Origin of the sequence: Streptomyces sp. NPDC050636 (assembly GCF_040654775.1) — a bacterium.
Classification (GTDB): domain Bacteria; phylum Actinomycetota; class Actinomycetes; order Streptomycetales; family Streptomycetaceae; genus Streptomyces.
Map to the genome: position 1 here is coordinate 185,224 of NZ_JBFAIP010000007.1, position 16,667 is coordinate 201,890.

At 69.1% G+C, this 16,667-nt stretch carries 12 protein-coding genes and 1 riboswitch; of the genes, 8 read left to right on the plus strand and 4 right to left on the minus strand.

The window, feature by feature from the left end; all coding sequences use genetic code 11:
* Positions 1-24 precede the first annotated feature (24 nt).
* On the minus strand, positions 25-1,293 hold the full coding sequence (locus tag AB0I10_RS10305; RefSeq protein ID WP_363151926.1) for an extracellular solute-binding protein: 1,269 nt from the start codon (positions 1,291-1,293) through the stop codon (positions 25-27).
* A 241-nt stretch (positions 1,294-1,534) separates the two neighbouring features.
* Here AB0I10_RS10305 and AB0I10_RS10310 point away from each other — a divergent pair, with 241 nt between their 5' ends.
* The 8 genes from AB0I10_RS10310 to AB0I10_RS10345 all read left to right on the plus strand — a co-directional run bounded on the left by AB0I10_RS10310 (position 1,535) and on the right by AB0I10_RS10345 (position 13,003).
* Positions 1,535-2,296: a GntR family transcriptional regulator gene (locus AB0I10_RS10310; protein WP_363151927.1), complete on the plus strand. Its 762-nt coding sequence runs from the start codon at positions 1,535-1,537 to the stop codon at positions 2,294-2,296.
* Between the two features lie 121 nt (positions 2,297-2,417).
* Positions 2,418-4,556 (plus strand): carbon starvation CstA family protein, encoded by a 2,139-nt coding sequence (locus AB0I10_RS10315; protein ID WP_363151929.1) that lies wholly within the window; start codon positions 2,418-2,420, stop codon positions 4,554-4,556.
* Complete coding sequence (locus AB0I10_RS10320; protein WP_363151930.1) at positions 4,553-4,747, plus strand: YbdD/YjiX family protein; 195 nt, start codon at positions 4,553-4,555, stop codon at positions 4,745-4,747. The genes AB0I10_RS10315 and AB0I10_RS10320 overlap by 4 nt, the downstream gene beginning before the upstream one ends.
* A 144-nt stretch (positions 4,748-4,891) precedes the next feature.
* Positions 4,892-5,152 carry a DUF3311 domain-containing protein gene (locus AB0I10_RS10325; protein ID WP_363151931.1) on the plus strand — a complete coding sequence of 87 codons (261 nt, stop codon included), beginning with the start codon at positions 4,892-4,894 and terminating at the stop codon, positions 5,150-5,152.
* A gap of 47 nt (positions 5,153-5,199) precedes the next feature.
* Positions 5,200-6,822 (plus strand): monocarboxylate uptake permease MctP, encoded by a 1,623-nt coding sequence (gene mctP, locus AB0I10_RS10330; protein ID WP_363151968.1) that lies wholly within the window; start codon positions 5,200-5,202, stop codon positions 6,820-6,822.
* A 365-nt stretch (positions 6,823-7,187) separates the two neighbouring features.
* Positions 7,188-7,267: riboswitch (cobalamin riboswitch) on the plus strand.
* Between the two features lie 180 nt (positions 7,268-7,447).
* On the plus strand, positions 7,448-9,880 hold the full coding sequence (locus tag AB0I10_RS10335; RefSeq protein ID WP_363151932.1) for a ribonucleoside-diphosphate reductase subunit alpha: 2,433 nt from the start codon (positions 7,448-7,450) through the stop codon (positions 9,878-9,880).
* The gene (locus AB0I10_RS10340; RefSeq protein ID WP_363151933.1) at positions 9,880-10,935 is read left to right on the plus strand and encodes a ribonucleotide-diphosphate reductase subunit beta; all 1,056 of its coding nucleotides are present in this window, start codon (positions 9,880-9,882) and stop codon (positions 10,933-10,935) included. The genes AB0I10_RS10335 and AB0I10_RS10340 overlap by 1 nt, the downstream gene beginning before the upstream one ends.
* 145 nt (positions 10,936-11,080) lie before the next feature.
* A complete protein-coding gene (locus tag AB0I10_RS10345) occupies positions 11,081-13,003 on the plus strand; it encodes a transglycosylase domain-containing protein (RefSeq protein ID WP_363151934.1) in 1,923 nt (640 codons plus the stop codon).
* A gap of 109 nt (positions 13,004-13,112) precedes the next feature.
* Here the strand turns inward: AB0I10_RS10345 and def are convergent, their stop codons facing one another.
* The 3 genes from def to AB0I10_RS10360 all read right to left on the minus strand — a co-directional run bounded on the left by def (position 13,113) and on the right by AB0I10_RS10360 (position 16,649).
* On the minus strand, positions 13,113-13,757 hold the full coding sequence (gene def / locus AB0I10_RS10350; RefSeq protein WP_363151935.1) for a peptide deformylase: 645 nt from the start codon (positions 13,755-13,757) through the stop codon (positions 13,113-13,115).
* Positions 13,758-13,824: 67 nt separating this feature from the next.
* On the minus strand, positions 13,825-14,826 hold the full coding sequence (locus AB0I10_RS10355) for a hypothetical protein (protein ID WP_363151936.1): 1,002 nt from the start codon (positions 14,824-14,826) through the stop codon (positions 13,825-13,827).
* A gap of 611 nt (positions 14,827-15,437) precedes the next feature.
* Positions 15,438-16,649, minus strand: coding sequence for an HD domain-containing protein (locus AB0I10_RS10360; RefSeq protein ID WP_363151969.1), 1,212 nt, complete (start codon positions 16,647-16,649; stop codon positions 15,438-15,440).
* Positions 16,650-16,667 lie beyond the last annotated feature (18 nt).

Below are 16,667 nucleotides of genomic sequence, written 5' to 3' on the forward strand. Positions count from 1 at the left end.
CGGCCCGTACGCAGCCAGGGGTGGCTACTGCTTGGCGAGCCGCGCGTTGATCTCGGACTCGACGTCCTTGGCCGCGTCGGCCGGCGCCTTGCCGCCCAGAACCGCCGTCATATAGTTCTTGATCGGATTCGGCACGTTCTCCACCGCGGCCCACTGGGGAATCAGCGGAGTGGTACCGCCGGACTTCTCCGCGGCGGGCGCGGCGGCGGCCGCGGCCGGATTCTCCTTTGCGGCATCGGCCAGATCGGGGGACTTCGGCGTCCAGCCGACCTCCTTGACCATCTGTCCGTCGTTTTCCTTCGACAGGGCGACCTTCAGGAATTCCTTGGCGAGTTCCTGGTTCTTGCCCATGCCGGCGACGGCGAAATTGGAGCCGCCGAGGAATACGCCCTCGGGCTTGGCGGCGGTCTCCCCGGGGATGGTGAAGAACCCGATGTCGTTCTTTATCTTCGGGTTGGCCTTGATGGCGGTGCCGGCCTCGTATCCCATGGCGATGACGGCGCCGGTCTTCCCCTTGGCGAAGACCTCGGCCTGCTGCGGGGTGGCCTCGTCCTTGTTCTTCGGCGCGGAGCTGAAGGCCTGGTACTGCTTGTAGATGTCCATGGCCTTGGAGACCTTGGGGTCACCGAGGTTGGAGACCCACTTGCCGCCCTCCTTCTTCACCAGGTGCGCGCCGGTGCCGATGGTCAGGCCGTCGAAGAAGTACCAGTTCTGGCCGGGGAGGTACAGCGGTTCGGCGTCGGTCTTCTTCTCGATGGTGTCGAACGCCTTGAAGAGCTCATTGCGGGTCTTGGGCGTGCCCTTGAGGCCCGCTTCGGCCCAGATCTTCTTGTTGTACATGACCACGCGGTTTCCCGCATACCAAGGGAGCGCGTACTGCTTTCCGTCCGCGATCGCCGCCTTGTTGAAGGCGTCGTTCCAGTCGGCGCCGATTTCCTTCTTCAGATCGCCGAGGTCGGCCAGGGCACCTGCCGTGGCGTACGCGGCGGTCTGGGTATTGCCGATTTCGACGACATCCGGCGGTGTGTCCTCGGAGAGGGCGGTGCTCAGCTTCTGCTGAATGCCGTTCCACTGCTGGACCTTGAACTCGACGGTGGCGCCGGTCTTCTTCTTGAACTGCTCGGAAACCTGCTTGGTCCACTGCGCCGGATTGGACCCGTCCATCACCCAAACGGTCAGCTTCTGGCCCTTGAAGCCATCCGCGCCCGCCTTGTTGCCGTCGCTGGACCCACAGGCAGCGACACTCACCAGCATTCCCGCGACCGCCGTCGCTGCTATGAGCCCACGCTTCATTGCGCTCTCCCCTAAAGGCCGGGTGTGGTCTTTAATGGTTTAGACCAGTGCCCGCAGCTTGGCCTAGACCTTTTGGGGTGTCAAGGGTGTATAAGAGTCGCTGTCAGGTCCGTTACCGGACCGACATCTGGCGGGCTGGGACCTGCGAGGGAGCACGGGAACCCCACCCGTGCCACGATGTGAGCCGCTACGTACGGAGGAGCCGGTGACGGCAGCACGACAGGAGTCGGAGAGGCGGGGCATGGAAACCGACGGGGGCAGTGCCGAGAACGGCAGCGGTGCCACACGCACCGCCCGCGTGCCCAAGTACTACCGGCTCAAGCGCCACTTGCTGGAGATCACCGAGACCCTGCCGCCCGGCACCCCGGTGCCACCCGAGCGCACCCTGGCCGCGGAGTTCGACACCTCCCGTACGACGGTGCGTCAGGCCCTCCAGGAGCTGGTCGTCGAGGGCCGCCTGGAGCGCATCCAGGGCAAGGGCACCTTTGTCGCCAAGCCCAAGGTCTCCCAGGCGCTGCAACTGACCTCCTACACCGAGGACATGCGCGCCCAGGGCCTGGAGCCGACCTCACAGCTGCTGGACATCGGGTACGTCACCGCCGACGACCGGCTGGCCGGGCTGCTGGACATCGCCACCGGCGGCCGGGTGCTGCGCATCGAGCGGCTGCGGCTGGCCAGCGGTGAGCCGATGGCCATCGAGACCACCCATCTGTCGGCCAAACGGTTCCCCGCGCTGCGCCGGAACCTCGTCAAGTACACCTCGCTGTACACCGCACTGGCCGAGGTCTACGACGTCCGCCTGGCCGAGGCCGAGGAGACCATCGAGACCTCGCTCGCCACCCCGCGCGAGGCGGGCCTGCTGGGCACCGACGTCGGACTGCCGATGCTGATGCTCTCCCGGCACTCCCTCGACGCCCAGGGGCAGCCGGTGGAGTGGGTGCGCTCGGTCTACCGCGGCGACCGCTACAAGTTCGTCGCCAGGCTGCAGCGCCCCAACGACTGAGCACAAACACACCGGCGAGTGACCGAGTTGTACACAATGGTCCCGTCGTCCACAGGGTGTAGCGCGGGTCATTTTCCTGCTCTACGGTCCTCTCGTCATCGCAATGACGGGAGGACCCCCGGTGCGCGCTGCCAATACACGAACCATCGTCATCTGGACGGCCGTCGCCCTGATCGGCGCGGCCGGCTGGACGCTACTCGCCCTCTCCCGCGGCGAAGAGGTCTCCGCCGCCTGGATGGTGGCCGCCGCCCTCGGCTCGTACGCCATCGGGTACCGCTTCTACGCCCGCTTCATCACCACGCGCGTGCTGCGCGTCGACAGGACCCGCGCCACGCCCGCCGAGCGCCTCAACGACGGCGTCGATTTCCACCCCACCGACCGGCGGGTGCTGCTGGGCCATCACTTCGCGGCCATCGCGGGCGCCGGGCCGCTGGTCGGCCCGGTGCTCGCCGCCCAGATGGGGTACCTGCCCGGCACCATCTGGATCATCGTCGGCGTCATCTTCGCGGGCGCCGTTCAGGACATGGTGGTGCTGTTCTTCTCCACCCGGCGCGACGGCAAGTCGCTGGGGCAGATGGCCCGCGAGGAGATCGGCCCGTTCGGCGGGGCCGCGGCGCTGCTCGCCGCCTTCGCCATCATGATCATCCTGCTCGGCGTACTGGCACTGGTGATCGTCAACGCACTGGCACAGTCCCCCTGGGGCACCTTCTCCATCGCCATGACGATCCCGATCGCCCTGCTGATGGGCCTCTACCTGCGCGTACTGCGCCCCGGCCGGGTCACCGAGGTCTCGCTGATCGGCGTCGGCCTGCTGCTCATCGCCCTGGTCTCCGGCCGCTGGGTCGCCGAGTCGTCCTGGGCGGACGCCTTCACCCTCCAGCCGAAGACGCTGGTCATCTGGCTGGTGGCGTACGGCTTCATCGCGTCCGTCCTGCCGGTGTGGACCCTGCTCGCGCCGCGCGACTACCTCTCCACCTTCATGAAGACCGGCACCATCGGGCTGTTGGCGCTCGGCGTCGTCGTCGCGCTGCCGAACCTGAAGATGGACGCGGTGACCGCCTTCGCCGGACGCGGCGACGGCCCGGTCTTCGCGGGCTCCCTCTTCCCGTTCGTCTTCATCACCATCGCCTGCGGGGCGCTGTCCGGGTTCCATGCGCTGATCTCGTCCGGTACCACCCCGAAGATGGTCCAGAAGGAGACCCAGATACGGATGATCGGCTACGGCTCCATGCTGATGGAGTCGTTCGTGGCCGTGATGGCGCTGGTCGCGGCCTCTGTCATCGACCCGGGCCTGTACTTCGCGATGAACGCGCCGGCCGGCGTCATCGGCGACACCGTCCAGTCCGCCTCACAGGCCGTCGCGCACTTCGGATACCGCATCTCCCCCGACCAGTTGGCAGCGGCGGCGAAAGCGGTGGAGGAGCAGACCCTGCTCTCGCGCACGGGTGGCGCGCCCACCCTCGCCGTCGGCGTGGCCGACATCTTCTCGAAGGTGGTGGGCGGCGCCGGGATGAAGGCGTTCTGGTACCACTTTGCGATCATGTTTGAGGCGCTGTTCATTCTGACGGCACTGGACGCGGGCACCCGGGTCGGCCGGTTCATGCTCCAGGACATGCTGGGCAATGTCTTCAAGCCGTTCCGCAGGGTGAGCTGGAAGCCGGGGATGCTGCTGTGCGGTGCGGCGGTGGTGGCACTGTGGGGCTACTTCCTGTGGGTCGGCGTCCATGAGCCGCTCGGCGGGATCAACCAGCTCTTTCCGGTGTTCGGCATAGCCAACCAACTGCTGGCGGCGGTGGCCCTGACGGTCTGCACCACACTGCTGGTGAAATCCGGCCGTCTCAAGTGGGCCTGGATCACCGGCGTTCCGCTCGCCTGGGACGCGACGGTGACGCTGACCGCGAGCTGGCAGAAGGTCTTCTCCGGTGATCCCCGGGTCGGTTTCTTCACCCAGCGTTCCGTCTACGAGGACGCCATAGCCGCCGGCAAGATCCTGCCGCCCGCCAAGACCACGGGCGATATGCACACCGTCGTCACCAACTCCACGGTGGACGGCGTCCTTTCGGCCGCGCTGGCGCTGCTGATCGTGGTGGTGATCGCCGATGCGGCGCGTGTGTGCATACGGCATGTACGGAAACCGGATGCGACCCTGCTGAGCGAGGCACCGCATGTCACCTCGGCCATAGTGGCGCCGGCCGGTCTGATCGCCTCCAAGGAGGAGAAGGCCGAGCTGGCGGCGGCACAGAGAGGCGGCACTCCATGAGGGCCCCACGTTGGGCGCGCTGGATCCGCTGGTACGTACGGGAATTGACGGGTGAGTCGGCATACGAGCGCTATACCGCCCATGTCCGTCAGCGCGATCCGGCCGCCCCGGTCCCCAGCCGCCGCGAGTTCGAGCGCCGTCGTACTGACGCGCGCGACGGGGACCCCCGCTCGGGGTTCCGCTGCTGCTGACGCCGGCCCCGAATGCCTCGTCCGCCTCGGCGCGTTGCCATACCGATATGCGGACACCTAGTGACGCGCTCCACGGCCCTGCCATAGATTTCCAGCCGATTACACAGGAGATCGTCAGGACATCGCCAGGACGGAGCCAGCGCCATGTCAGAGCCAGCCGAATCACCAGGTACCAGACAGATCATCACGCCCACACGGGTGGTGGCCGGGCTGTGTCTGCTCGCTCCGTTCATCGCGATGCTGTGGGTGGGTTCGTACGCGAAGCTCGAACCGACCCTGATCGGCATCCCGTTCTTCTACTGGTACCAGATGCTGTGGGTGCTGATCTCGACCGGGCTGACGACGGTCGCGTACAAGCTCGTGCAGCGTGAGAAGCGCGCAGCCAAGGGCGGTGCGGCGAAGTGACTCTGCACCCTTCCTCCACCCCGCTCGCGGCCGCTCCGACCGACGGCGTGAACGGCATCGCGCTGGCCGTCTTCGTGTTCTTCTTCGTGGCCGTGACGGTCATGGGCTTCCTCGCCGCCCGCTGGCGCAAGGCCGAGCAGTCCGCCAACCTCGACGAATGGGGCCTGGGCGGCCGCAGCTTCGGCACCTGGGTGACGTGGTTCCTGCTCGGCGGCGATCTCTACACCGCGTACACGTTCGTGGCCGTCCCGGCGGCGATCTACGCGGCGGGCGCGGCCGGCTTCTTCGCCGTCCCGTACACGATCCTCGTCTACCCCCTGATCTTCACCTTCCTCCCCCGCCTGTGGTCGGTCTCCCACAAGCACGGGTACGTCACCACCTCCGACTTCGTGCGCGGCCGCTTCGGCTCCAAGGGCCTGTCGCTGGCCGTCGCGCTCACCGGCATCCTCGCCACGATGCCGTACATCGCGCTCCAACTGGTCGGCATCCAGGCCGTCCTGGACGTGATGGGCATCGGCGGCGGTGAGAACACCCACTGGTTCATCAAGGACCTGCCGCTGCTGATCGCGTTCGCGGTGCTGGCGGCGTACACGTACTCGTCCGGCCTGCGGGCGCCCGCGCTCATCGCGTTCGTCAAGGACGGGCTGATCTACCTCGTCATCGCGGTCGCCATCATCTACATCCCGATCAAGCTGGGCGGCTTCGACGCGATCTTCGACGCGGCCGGGAAGGCGTTCGCGGAGCCCGGTCCGACCGGCAAACCGCGCGGCGCGCTGACCAGCGGCCCCGATGCGCAATGGGCGTACGCCACGCTGGCGCTCGGCTCCGCGCTGGCGCTCTTCATGTACCCGCACTCGATCACCGCGACGCTGTCCTCGCGCAGCCGCAATGTGATCCGCCGCAACACCACGATCCTGCCCCTGTACTCCCTGATGCTGGGCTTCCTGGCACTGCTCGGCTTCATGGCGATCAAGGCCGGTACGGACATCAAGGGCAATCCGCAGCTGGCGATTCCGCAGCTGTTCGAGGACATGTTCCCGAGCTGGTTCTCGGGCGTGGCGTTCGCCGCGATCGGCATCGGCGCGCTGGTGCCGGCCGCGATCATGTCGATCGCCGCGGCCAACCTCTTCACCCGCAACGTCTACAAGGACTTCCTCAAGCCTGCCGCCACCCCGGAGCAGGAGCACAAGGTCGCCAAACTGGTGTCGCTGCTGGTGAAGGTCGGCGCGCTCGCCTTCGTCCTGACCATGGACAAGACAGTCGCGATCAACTTCCAGCTGCTGGGCGGCATCTGGATCCTGCAGACCATGCCGGCCCTGGTGGGCGGCCTGTTCACCCGCTGGTTCCACCGCTGGGCCCTGCTGGCCGGCTGGGCGGTCGGCATGCTCTACGGCACGCTCGCCGCGTACGGCGTGGCCAGCCCCACCCAGAAGCACTTCGGCGGCTCGGCCGCCGAGATCCCCGGCATCGGTGAGATCGGCTACATCGGCCTGACCGCGATCGTGCTGAACCTCGTGGTCACGGTCGTACTGACCGTCGCCCTGAAGGCCGCGAAGGCACCGGAAGGCGTCGACGAGACCAGCCCCGGCGACTACACGGCGGACGCCGGCGACGCGGACGTCCGCCCCGACCTGCCGCCGGTCACGGAGAAGGCCCCGGCAGGCCACTGAGCCTCCACTCCGGCGAACACACGGGCCGCCGCGTCCCTTTGGGGGTGCGGCGGCCCGTCGGCGTGCCCGGTGCGGCTCACCGTCCGCGCGGGTTCAGTGCACCCAGTCCTTGAGCGGCTCGGTTTCGAGGGTGATGCCCGCAGGGTCCGGGAGGTGGCGTTTCCTGCCGTACGACACGGTGTGCCGGCGGTCGGCAAGCGCGGTCATGGAGCCTTCTCCTTCTGCCGTCGGACGGACCGGGGACGTGGAACCGACGTCGGCGAGGCCACTGACAGGTACCACTTGATCACACACGACACACTAGATGTGGGGGTGCGCGTGAGGAGCCACCCCCACATGTATGCTCATGCTCGCTGTCGCCGCAGGGGAATCCGGTGGGAATCCGGAACTGTCCCGCAACGGTGTATCGAGAGTACGCAGCCGCGTACCCACAAGTCCGAGGACCTGCCGACGGTACGCCCGCACCGCCATGGGTGCGGACGTCATACGTCCGGGCCCCGCGGGTTGGGCCGGTGGACGCCGCGCGGTGTGCCCGCGCACCCCTGACCTACCGGGGTGCCGCATGCCTGCGAGCGCCCGTCGTGCCCCTCCCTCCTGGCCCCCGCCGAGTGAGGGAGAGCACCACGTGACCATCGCGCCAACGGAGCCCGCGTCAGACGCCGAGGTCGTACAGCCCGCGGTGGCCACGCAGCACGCCCCCGCCGGCCGGGGCGGGCGGGCCGACGACGGACAGGACGGACCGGGCGTCGCCCTGCTGCGGACCCTGACCGAGCTGACCGAGGACCTGACCGCGACCGACCCCGGCAAGGTGGCCGCCGCCGCCCTGCGCGGCCGGTACGAGGGCGCAGGCGGGGCCGAGTTGCGGTCGCTGGCCATCGACGCCGCGGCCGGGCTGATCGGTGACGAGCCGCAGTACTCCAAGCTCGCCGCGCGACTGCTCACCCTCGCAATCTCGGAGGAGGCGGCCGAACAGGGGGCGGTCGCCTTCTCCGCCTCCGTCGAGGTCGGCCACCGCGAGGGCCTGATCGCCGACGAGACCGCGGAGTTCGTACGGACCCACGCGGCCGGCCTGGACGCGCTCGTGACGCAGGCCCTGGAGGACGGGGCGGACGACCGGTTCGGGTACTTCGGGCTGCGCACCCTGCACTCCCGCTATCTGCTCCGGCACCCCATCACCCGTCAGGTCATCGAGACGCCCCAGCACTTCCTGCTGCGGGTCGCCTGCGGCCTCGCCGAGGACCGTTCCGAGCGGGCGCTCGCGGACGTCGCCGAGCTGTACCGGCTCACCAGCACGCTCTCCTACCTCCCTTCCTCCCCCACGCTGTTCAACTCCGGCACCCGCCACCCCCAGATGTCGTCCTGCTATCTGCTGGACTCCCCGCTGGACGAGCTCGACTCGATCTATGACCGCTACCACCAGGTCGCCCGGCTCTCGAAGCACGCCGGCGGTATCGGTCTCTCCTACTCCCGGATCCGCGCACGGGGGTCGCTGATCCGGGGCACCAACGGTCACTCCAACGGCATCGTGCCGTTCCTGCGCACTCTGGACGCCTCCGTCGCGGCGGTGAACCAGGGTGGCCGCCGCAAGGGCGCCGCCTGTGTCTACCTGGAGACCTGGCACGCCGACATCGAGGAGTTCCTGGAGCTGCGCGACAACACCGGTGAGGAGGCCCGCCGTACGCACAACCTCAACATCGCGCACTGGATCCCGGACGAGTTCATGCGCCGGGTCGAGGCCGACGCCGACTGGTCGCTGTTCTCGCCGTCCGACGCGCCGGAGCTGGTGGACCTGTGGGGCGACGAGTTCGACGCCGCGTACCGCAAGGCCGAGGCCGAGGGCCGGGCGCTCAAGCAGATCCCGGCCCGGGTGCTGTACTCCCGCATGATGCGCACCCTGGCGCAGACCGGCAACGGCTGGATGACGTTCAAGGACGCCGCCAACCGCACCGCCAACCAGACCGCCGAGCCCGGCAACGTCGTGCACTCGTCCAACCTGTGCACCGAGATCCTTGAGGTGACGAACGACGGCGAGACGGCCGTCTGCAACCTCGGGTCCGTGAACCTCGCGGCGCACCTCGGTGACAACGGCGACATGGACTGGGAGCGGCTGGACGCCACCGTCCGCACCGCCGTCACCTTCCTCGACCGCGTCGTGGACATCAACTTCTATCCGACCGAGCAGGCCGGGACCTCCAACTCCCGCTGGCGCCCGGTCGGTCTGGGCCTGATGGGCCTCCAGGACGTCTTCTTCCGGCTGCGGCTGCCCTTCGACTCGGCCGAGGCGCAGGCGCTGTCGACCCGGATCTCCGAGCGGATCATGCTCGCCGCGTACGAGGCGTCCGCCGACCTCGCCGAGCGGCACGGCCCGCACCCGGCCTGGTCCGCGACCCGCACCGCCCGCGGGGTGCTGCACCCCGACCACTACCCCGCCACGGAGCCCCGCTGGGCGGACCGCTGGGCGGCGCTGCGCACCCGTATCGCGGCGACCGGGATGCGCAACTCGCTCCTCCTGGCCATCGCGCCGACCGCCACCATCGCCTCCATCGCGGGCGTGTACGAGTGCATCGAGCCGCAGGTCTCCAACCTCTTCAAGCGCGAGACGCTGTCCGGCGAGTTCCTCCAGGTCAACGCCTATCTGATCGAGGAGCTCAAGGCGCTGGGGATGTGGGATGCGCGGACCCGTGACGCGCTGCGCGAGGCCAATGGATCGGTCCAGGACGTGAGTTGGATCCCCGAGGAGATCCGGGCGCTGTACCGCACCGCCTGGGAGATCCCGCAGCGCGCGCTGATCGACATGGCCGCGGCCCGTACGCCCTACCTCGACCAGAGCCAGTCGCTGAACCTCTTCATGGCGTCGCCGACCATCGGCAAGCTCAGCTCGATGTACGCGTACGCCTGGAAGCGCGGCATCAAGACGACGTACTACCTGCGCTCGCGCCCGGCGACCCGGATCGCCCAGTCGGCGCGCGCGTCCATTCCCGCACAACTGCCGGTGGCCGACCCCGAAGCGGTCGCCTGCTCCCTGGAAAACCCCGAGTCCTGCGAGGCATGCCAGTAATGACGACCGCACCTGACACCACCACGGCCGCCGGCAACGGCCCCGCGACCGGCACCAAGAACCTGCTCGACCCGGGCTTCGAGCTGACGCTGCGCCCCATGCGGTACCCGGACTTCTACGACCGCTACCGCGACGCGATCAAGAACACCTGGACCGTGGAGGAGGTCGACCTCCACTCCGACGTCGCCGACCTCGCCAAGCTCTCCCCCGGCGAGCAGCACATGATCGGCCGGCTGGTCGCGTTCTTCGCGACCGGCGACTCGATCGTCGCGAACAACCTGGTCCTGACCCTCTACAAGCACATCAACTCCCCCGAAGCGCGGCTGTATCTGTCGCGGCAGCTCTTCGAGGAGGCCGTGCACGTCCAGTTCTATCTGACGCTGCTGGACACCTATCTTCCCGACCCGGACGACCGCGCCGCCGCCTTCGCGGCCGTGGAGAACATCCCGTCCATCCGGGAGAAGGCGCAGTTCTGCTTCAAGTGGATGGACTCGGTCGAGAAGATCGACCGCCTGGAGACGAAGGCCGACCGCCGCCGCTTCCTGCTCAATCTCATCTGCTTCGCGGCGTGCATCGAGGGGCTGTTCTTCTACGGGGCGTTCGCCTACGTCTACTGGTTCCGCTCGCGCGGTCTGCTGCACGGCCTGGCGACCGGCACCAACTGGGTGTTCCGCGACGAGACGATGCACATGAACTTCGCGTTCGAGGTCGTGGACACCGTCCGTGCCGAGGAGCCGGAGCTGTTCGACGACGCGCTCCAGCAGCAGGTCACGGACATGCTCAAGGAGGCCGTCGAGGCGGAGCTGCAGTTCGGCCGTGATCTGTGCGGCGACGGGCTGCCGGGCATGAACACCGAGTCGATGCGCGAGTACCTCCAGTGCGTCGCCGACCAGCGGCTCCAGCGGCTGGGCTTCGCGCCCGTATACGGCTCGGAGAACCCGTTCTCCTTCATGGAGCTGCAGAACGTCCAGGAGCTGACCAACTTCTTCGAGCGGCGGGCCTCGGCCTACCAGGTCGCCGTCGAGGGTTCGGTCTCGTTCGACGATGACTTCTAGGCGACCGGGCAGCCGCTCAGCAGGCTGAGCGGCACCTCATCTCCGGACCGCACAGCACGACGCCCCTTCGTCCCGGGCTCCCGCGGATTATGACCGTTCTGTTAGCAGGTCAACCGGGAGCCCCACCCGTCACATCTAAGTAGGCATGAAGGGCACGAAGGGGCGTCGCCGGTTCATCGACTATCCGCGTCAGGGACGGGAGGGTTGGCGTCGCTGGCTGCCGTCGTGGAGGCTGCTGCTCGGCACCGTCACGCTCGGCGTCGCCGGCCTCGCGGGGCTGTTCGTGATCGTCTACATCAACGTCGACATTCCGAACGAGAACACCCTCGCCGGCAAGGAGGCCACCGTCTACTACTGGGCGGACGGCAGCCAGATGGTGAGCGTGGGCGCGGTCAACCGGCAGAACGTCTCCCTCGACAAGGTGCCGGACTCCGTCGAGAACGCCGTGATCTCGGCGGAGAACGCCACCTTCTACAGCGATTCCGGCGTCTCTCTCCAAGGCATCGCCCGCGCCATGGTGAACATGGTCTCCGGCGAGGACGCCCAGGGCGGCTCCACCATCACCCAGCAGTATGTGAAGAACACCTATCTCTCGCAGGACCAGACGGTCACCCGCAAGGTCAGGGAATTCATCATCTCGCTGAAGGTGAACAACCAGAAGTCCAAACGGGAAATCCTGCGCGGCTATCTGAACACCAGCTGGTTCGGCCGCAGTTCGTACGGAATCCAGGCGGCCGCCCACGCGTATTACGGCATCGACGCGGAGAAATTGAACCCCAGCCAGGGAGCCCTGCTGGCCGCCACGCTGAAGGGCTCGGAGCAGTACGATCCGGGCCTGAGCAAGGCCAACCACGAGCGGGCCGTCGCACGCTGGAAATGGATACTCGACCGGCAGGTCGCCACCGGCCACATGAGCCAGCGGGAACGGGCCGGGTACCGTACGTTCCCCGAGCCCAGGCCGCTGTCGAAGCCCACCAGCCAGGCCGGCCAGACCGGCTATCTCATCGATATCGCCAATAAGTTCATCAAGAGCGACACCGGGCTCACCGACAAGGACCTGGCGCGCGGCGGCTATCGCATTCACACCACCTTCGACAAACAGCGCACCCGTCGGCTGGAAATAGCGGTCACCGAGGTCCGCAAGAAGAACATCGACCCGAAGAATCGCGCGGCCGACACCTTTGTGGAGTTCGGCGCGGCCTCCGTACGCCCCAAGGACGGGGCGATCGTCGCGATTTACGGCGGCGCGGACGCGACCAAACACTTCAGCAACAACGCGGACACCACGGCCGTACCGGTCGGCTCGGCGTTCAAGCCGTTCGTGCTCGCGGCCGCCCTCCATCAGCAGAACGACGCGCCCGAAGCGCTGCCGCCGCAGAAGCCGGTCTGGGAGCGCGATTTCGGGGACCTGACCGCGGCCCTGATGAACGCCGAGAACCCGCCGTTCGTGCAGGCCGGGCAGCGTATCGGGCTGGAGGCCATCCGGGATCTGGTGGTGGACGCGGGGCTGCGCGAGGAGAGCCTGGCGCAGCTGGAGCAGACCTTCCCGCTCGGCACCTCGGCGCCCAGCGCGATCCGGATGGCGAGCGCGTACACCACCTTCGCCAATGGCGGGCTGCACGCGGAGCCGTACGCGGTGTCCGGCATGACCTACAACGGGAAGCAGGTGCCCGGCTTCGACCGCCCGGAGCCCGAGCAGGTCCTCACTCCCGAGGTCGCCCAGCGGGTGACCGGGACCCTGGAGGGCCTGGGCTGGCGCACACTGGGGGCCCCGGACCAGCAGCCGCCGTTGCAGCCGGTCGCGGCCGGTGTCACGGAGCCCAGCGACCGGATGAAGTCGGCGTGGTTCATCGGCACCACGTCCGGGCCCGGCGTCGCACCCGGTATCCGCCCGGACCGCGGGCCCGGCGCCGGTGACGGCAGCGAACCCACCACCGCCATCACCATGTTCCGCAACAAGGCGGGCACGCCCGAGCTGCTGCCGATGAACGGCGTCGGCGGCCCCAGTTCCGGGCTGGGCACGGCCATCCCGCCGCAGATCTGGACCGCCTACCAGAACGCGTCATAACGGCTCGGCCGCACAGCGGCATGGTCATGACGGCACAGCGACCTCGCCACAGCAGCACAAAGGCCCCCGCGGCTCAACCGCGGGGGCCCGTACGGACAGCGACAGGCGCTCAGTCGTTCGCGACGACGGGGTAGCGCGGCTCGCGCTCGGCCATCTGCTTCAGCGCGTCCTTGCGGTCACGCTTGGAGAGCCGGTCGATGTAGAGGTAGCCGTAGAGGTGATCGGTCTCGTGCTGAAGGCAGCGCGCGAAGTAACCGGTGCCCTCGATCGCGATCGGCTCGCCCTTGGCGTTCTGGCCCCGCACCACGGCGTAGTCCGGACGGGCCAGCTCGGCATAGGCACCGGGCACCGAAAGGCAGCCCTCGTTGGAGTCGTCCAGCACCCGGCGCTCGGCCGGGAGCTCGTCCAGGACCGGGTTGCAGATGGCGCCGGTGTGCCGCACACCCGAGTCGTCCGGGCAGTCGTAGACGAAGACCTTCAGATCCACACCGATCTGGTTCGCGGCCAGGCCCACGCCCTCGGCGGTGCGCTGGCTGGCGAACATGTCATCGATCAGCTGGGCGAGCTCGTCGCCGAACTCCGTGACGTCCTTGCACTCCTTGTGGAGCACCGGATTGCCGACCACGGTGATCGGCCGCGAGGTCCCGCGCTCCCGATGGGCGGCCTCCCGCTGCTCCGCATCCGTCGTGTCGTCGATGAACTCTTCGTCCACGCGCTGCTCACCGTCTTGATCAAACACAGGCTGCTGGGCCATCTCCGCCGTTCGCCTTCCTGAAAACCCTGAAAACCCTGATTAGTCGCCCTACAGACTACGGGGGCGCTCAGCAGACCTCTTCAAGATCCCGCCATTCCCGGCTGTCCGGGCTGTCCGCGACCCAGCCGTCCAGCAGCCCGCGCACCAGGGCGGCGGGCGCCGCGATACCGCATTCACGCTCCGGCACCCACAGGGAGCCCGAACCGGCGGTGCGGTGCCCGAGCGGACCGGGATGGCCCGGCTCACTGTGGTCGTGCGGGTCCAGATGCTCGCCGTCGCCCTCGTCGCTGGGCATCCGGCTCTCCGAGCAGGTACGGCACAGCAGCCGCACGGAGGACGACCAGTCCTCGGCGGCGAAGCCCGCATCGGCCGCCAGCCGCTCCAGGGCGTCCCTGTCGGCCTCTGTGGCGGCCTCCAGGAGCACCACCCAGGTGGGGACCGGGGAGGGCGCCCACAGCTCGATCTCGTCGAAGACGGGATACGCCCGGGTGGCGCCGTCGGCAGCCGCGGTGGTGGTGCGCTCGCCGTGCGGGACGCCGTCGTGCAGCACCACCTCGCCCCAGCGCCGCCCGGAGGACGGCAGCGGGATGGACAGCACCTCGATACGGGCCGGGTCCAGCCGGCGGCCCCAGACCACCTCGGCCTCGCCCTCGGGCGACAGCCGGACGGCGGCGCTGCCCAGGGCCATGCCGACCGGCTCACCGGACGGCGAGCCCTCGCCGGGGACCTTGAGGCCGTAGGCCTGCCAGGCGCGGCGGGCCAGCGGCCAGTCCTGCAGGGCGGTCGCGGCGATCCCGACGTTCCACCAGTCGGGGGCCCCGGACTCGCGGTCCAGCAGGGCGACGGCGCGCAGCCCGGCGGCCCTCGCCTGCTCCCAGTCGTGCCGGAACTTGTGCAGCAGGGCGAGATTGAACCAGGACTCCGAGAGCCACGGCTCCATGTCCGCGGCGCGGGTCAGCAGCGCGCCCGCGTCCTCGTAACGGCCGTCGCCGATCAGCGTGAAAGCGCGGTCGGTCGCCTGCCGCCACGAGGCGGAGGGCCGGTGCCGTACCTTGCCGAAGATCCTCACGATTCCCGCCTGCTGGTTGCTCTTGATGCCGCTCCGGATGCGTCCCGGGCGGTGCCCGGGGCCGTCTGGGGGCCCACTCGACAACCTGCCACAGATTGCCGTGGGACTCAGCCCGATAGCTGCGCCCCCTGCGGCTCCCTGCCCTTCGCCGACCCCCTGAATCCCCCTGCGAGGGGCTTCCTTCGCATCCAACCATGCCCATCTCGGAGGGCGCTCATTACCCATGGGTTCCACGACGTTGGGCGGCCCGGGCCGCTCTACGACAGGGCTCCGGGACACCGGTGGCCGGGGCGCCCCTGCGCGCTCCTGGGCGTCTCCGCACCTACTCGCCCGTACGGCCTCCGGCAGCACGCGGAAAAGCGGGGCATCGCTCCGGTTCCGCGTCCCGCGAACACGCCACGATGTCGCACTTCCCGGGATCACGTGCGTACGGGATCCCACCCATACGGGATCACGCTTCTGCGCGATCACGGTCTTGCGGATCACGCTTCTTCAAGGATCAGGGTCGTACGGGTCAGGGTCTGAGGGATCGCGGCCTTTCGCATCGCGGTCTTACGGATCGCAGTCTTACGGATCGCGGCCTTACGGATGGCAGTCCTACGTCTTGCGGATCACGCCGTCCGGCCGTTGCGCGCAAGCACCCGGGCGAGCGCCTCGACGACCCCCGGCTCGTAATCCTGCGCGGTGGACAGCCGCAGCCGCTCCAGGGCGCGCAGCGGCCCCCCGGGCCCCGCGCGCTCCCCCGCCAGGTCGTCGTAGGCGTTGACCGCACGGACGATGCGCGCCGTGACCGGCTGGTCCCGGAACGGATCCGCCTGCCGCTCGACGATCACCGCGACCTCCGCCGGGACCCCGGTCTGCCGCACAACCGCGCCGCCCAGCAGCGCGATCCGGCGCTGCTCGGCGGCCGGCAGCGGCGCGGTCGCACCGGCCGGCACCGGGTCGAGGAGCGAGAGCTGCCCGATGTCGTGCATCAGGGCGGCGTATTCGAGGACGTCCAGATCCGGTTCGTTCAGGCCCAGTTCGCGGCCCACCGCCCGACTGAGCGCGGCCACCCGGCGGGCGTGGCCGTGGGGTGTGTAGCCGGCGATCTCGGTGGCGCGGGCGAGAGAGGCGATGGTCTGGTGGTAGGTGGTCCGTACGGCGGCGAACCGGCGGAAGGCGAACTGGGTCAGCAGCAGCGGCAGGCAGAAGATGGGCAGCGCCCAGAGCCCGGCGACCGCAGTGGCGAGCGAGATGACCACTCCGGTGGCGCAGACCGCCGAGCCGATCCCGAGCAGCGCCTGCAACTCGTCGCGCAGCAGCGGCCCGTACGGCCAGCCGGCGCGGGCGAGCGCGGCGGCCAGGACCGCGTCACAGAGCGCCGTGAGCGCCAGCAGCCCGATCATGAACAGCGGGTAGGCCGGGCCGTCCGCCAGCCATTGCGCCAACGTCCCGGTGTTGTAGAGGGGTTGGAAGCAGACGGCGGCGAAGCCGGCGGTCAGCACGCGGCGGGCGAGGTGGTCGAGGGCCGGGCCCCGGGTGCCCAGCGCGATACGCGGGACGAGCCCCACCAGGCCGGCCGCCAGGACGACCGCCACGACCTGCGGCACATCATGCGTCGTCGGCCGCCCGCCGACCTCGCCGAGCAACGCGTACGCGAGCGCACCGGCCGCGCCGAGCGGTGCGCTCTCCCGTTCCCCGGCCGTCCGGCCCGGCCCGCTCACCCGCGCGGGCGCCCAGCGCACCAGCTCGCCCACCGCGATCAGCACTCCGAAGGCCAGCGCGGTCCCCCGCTCGGCCACGCCGTCCCACAGCGTCCGGCCGAGCCCCCAGCAGGCCAGCGCGGCGGCCGCGGCGTA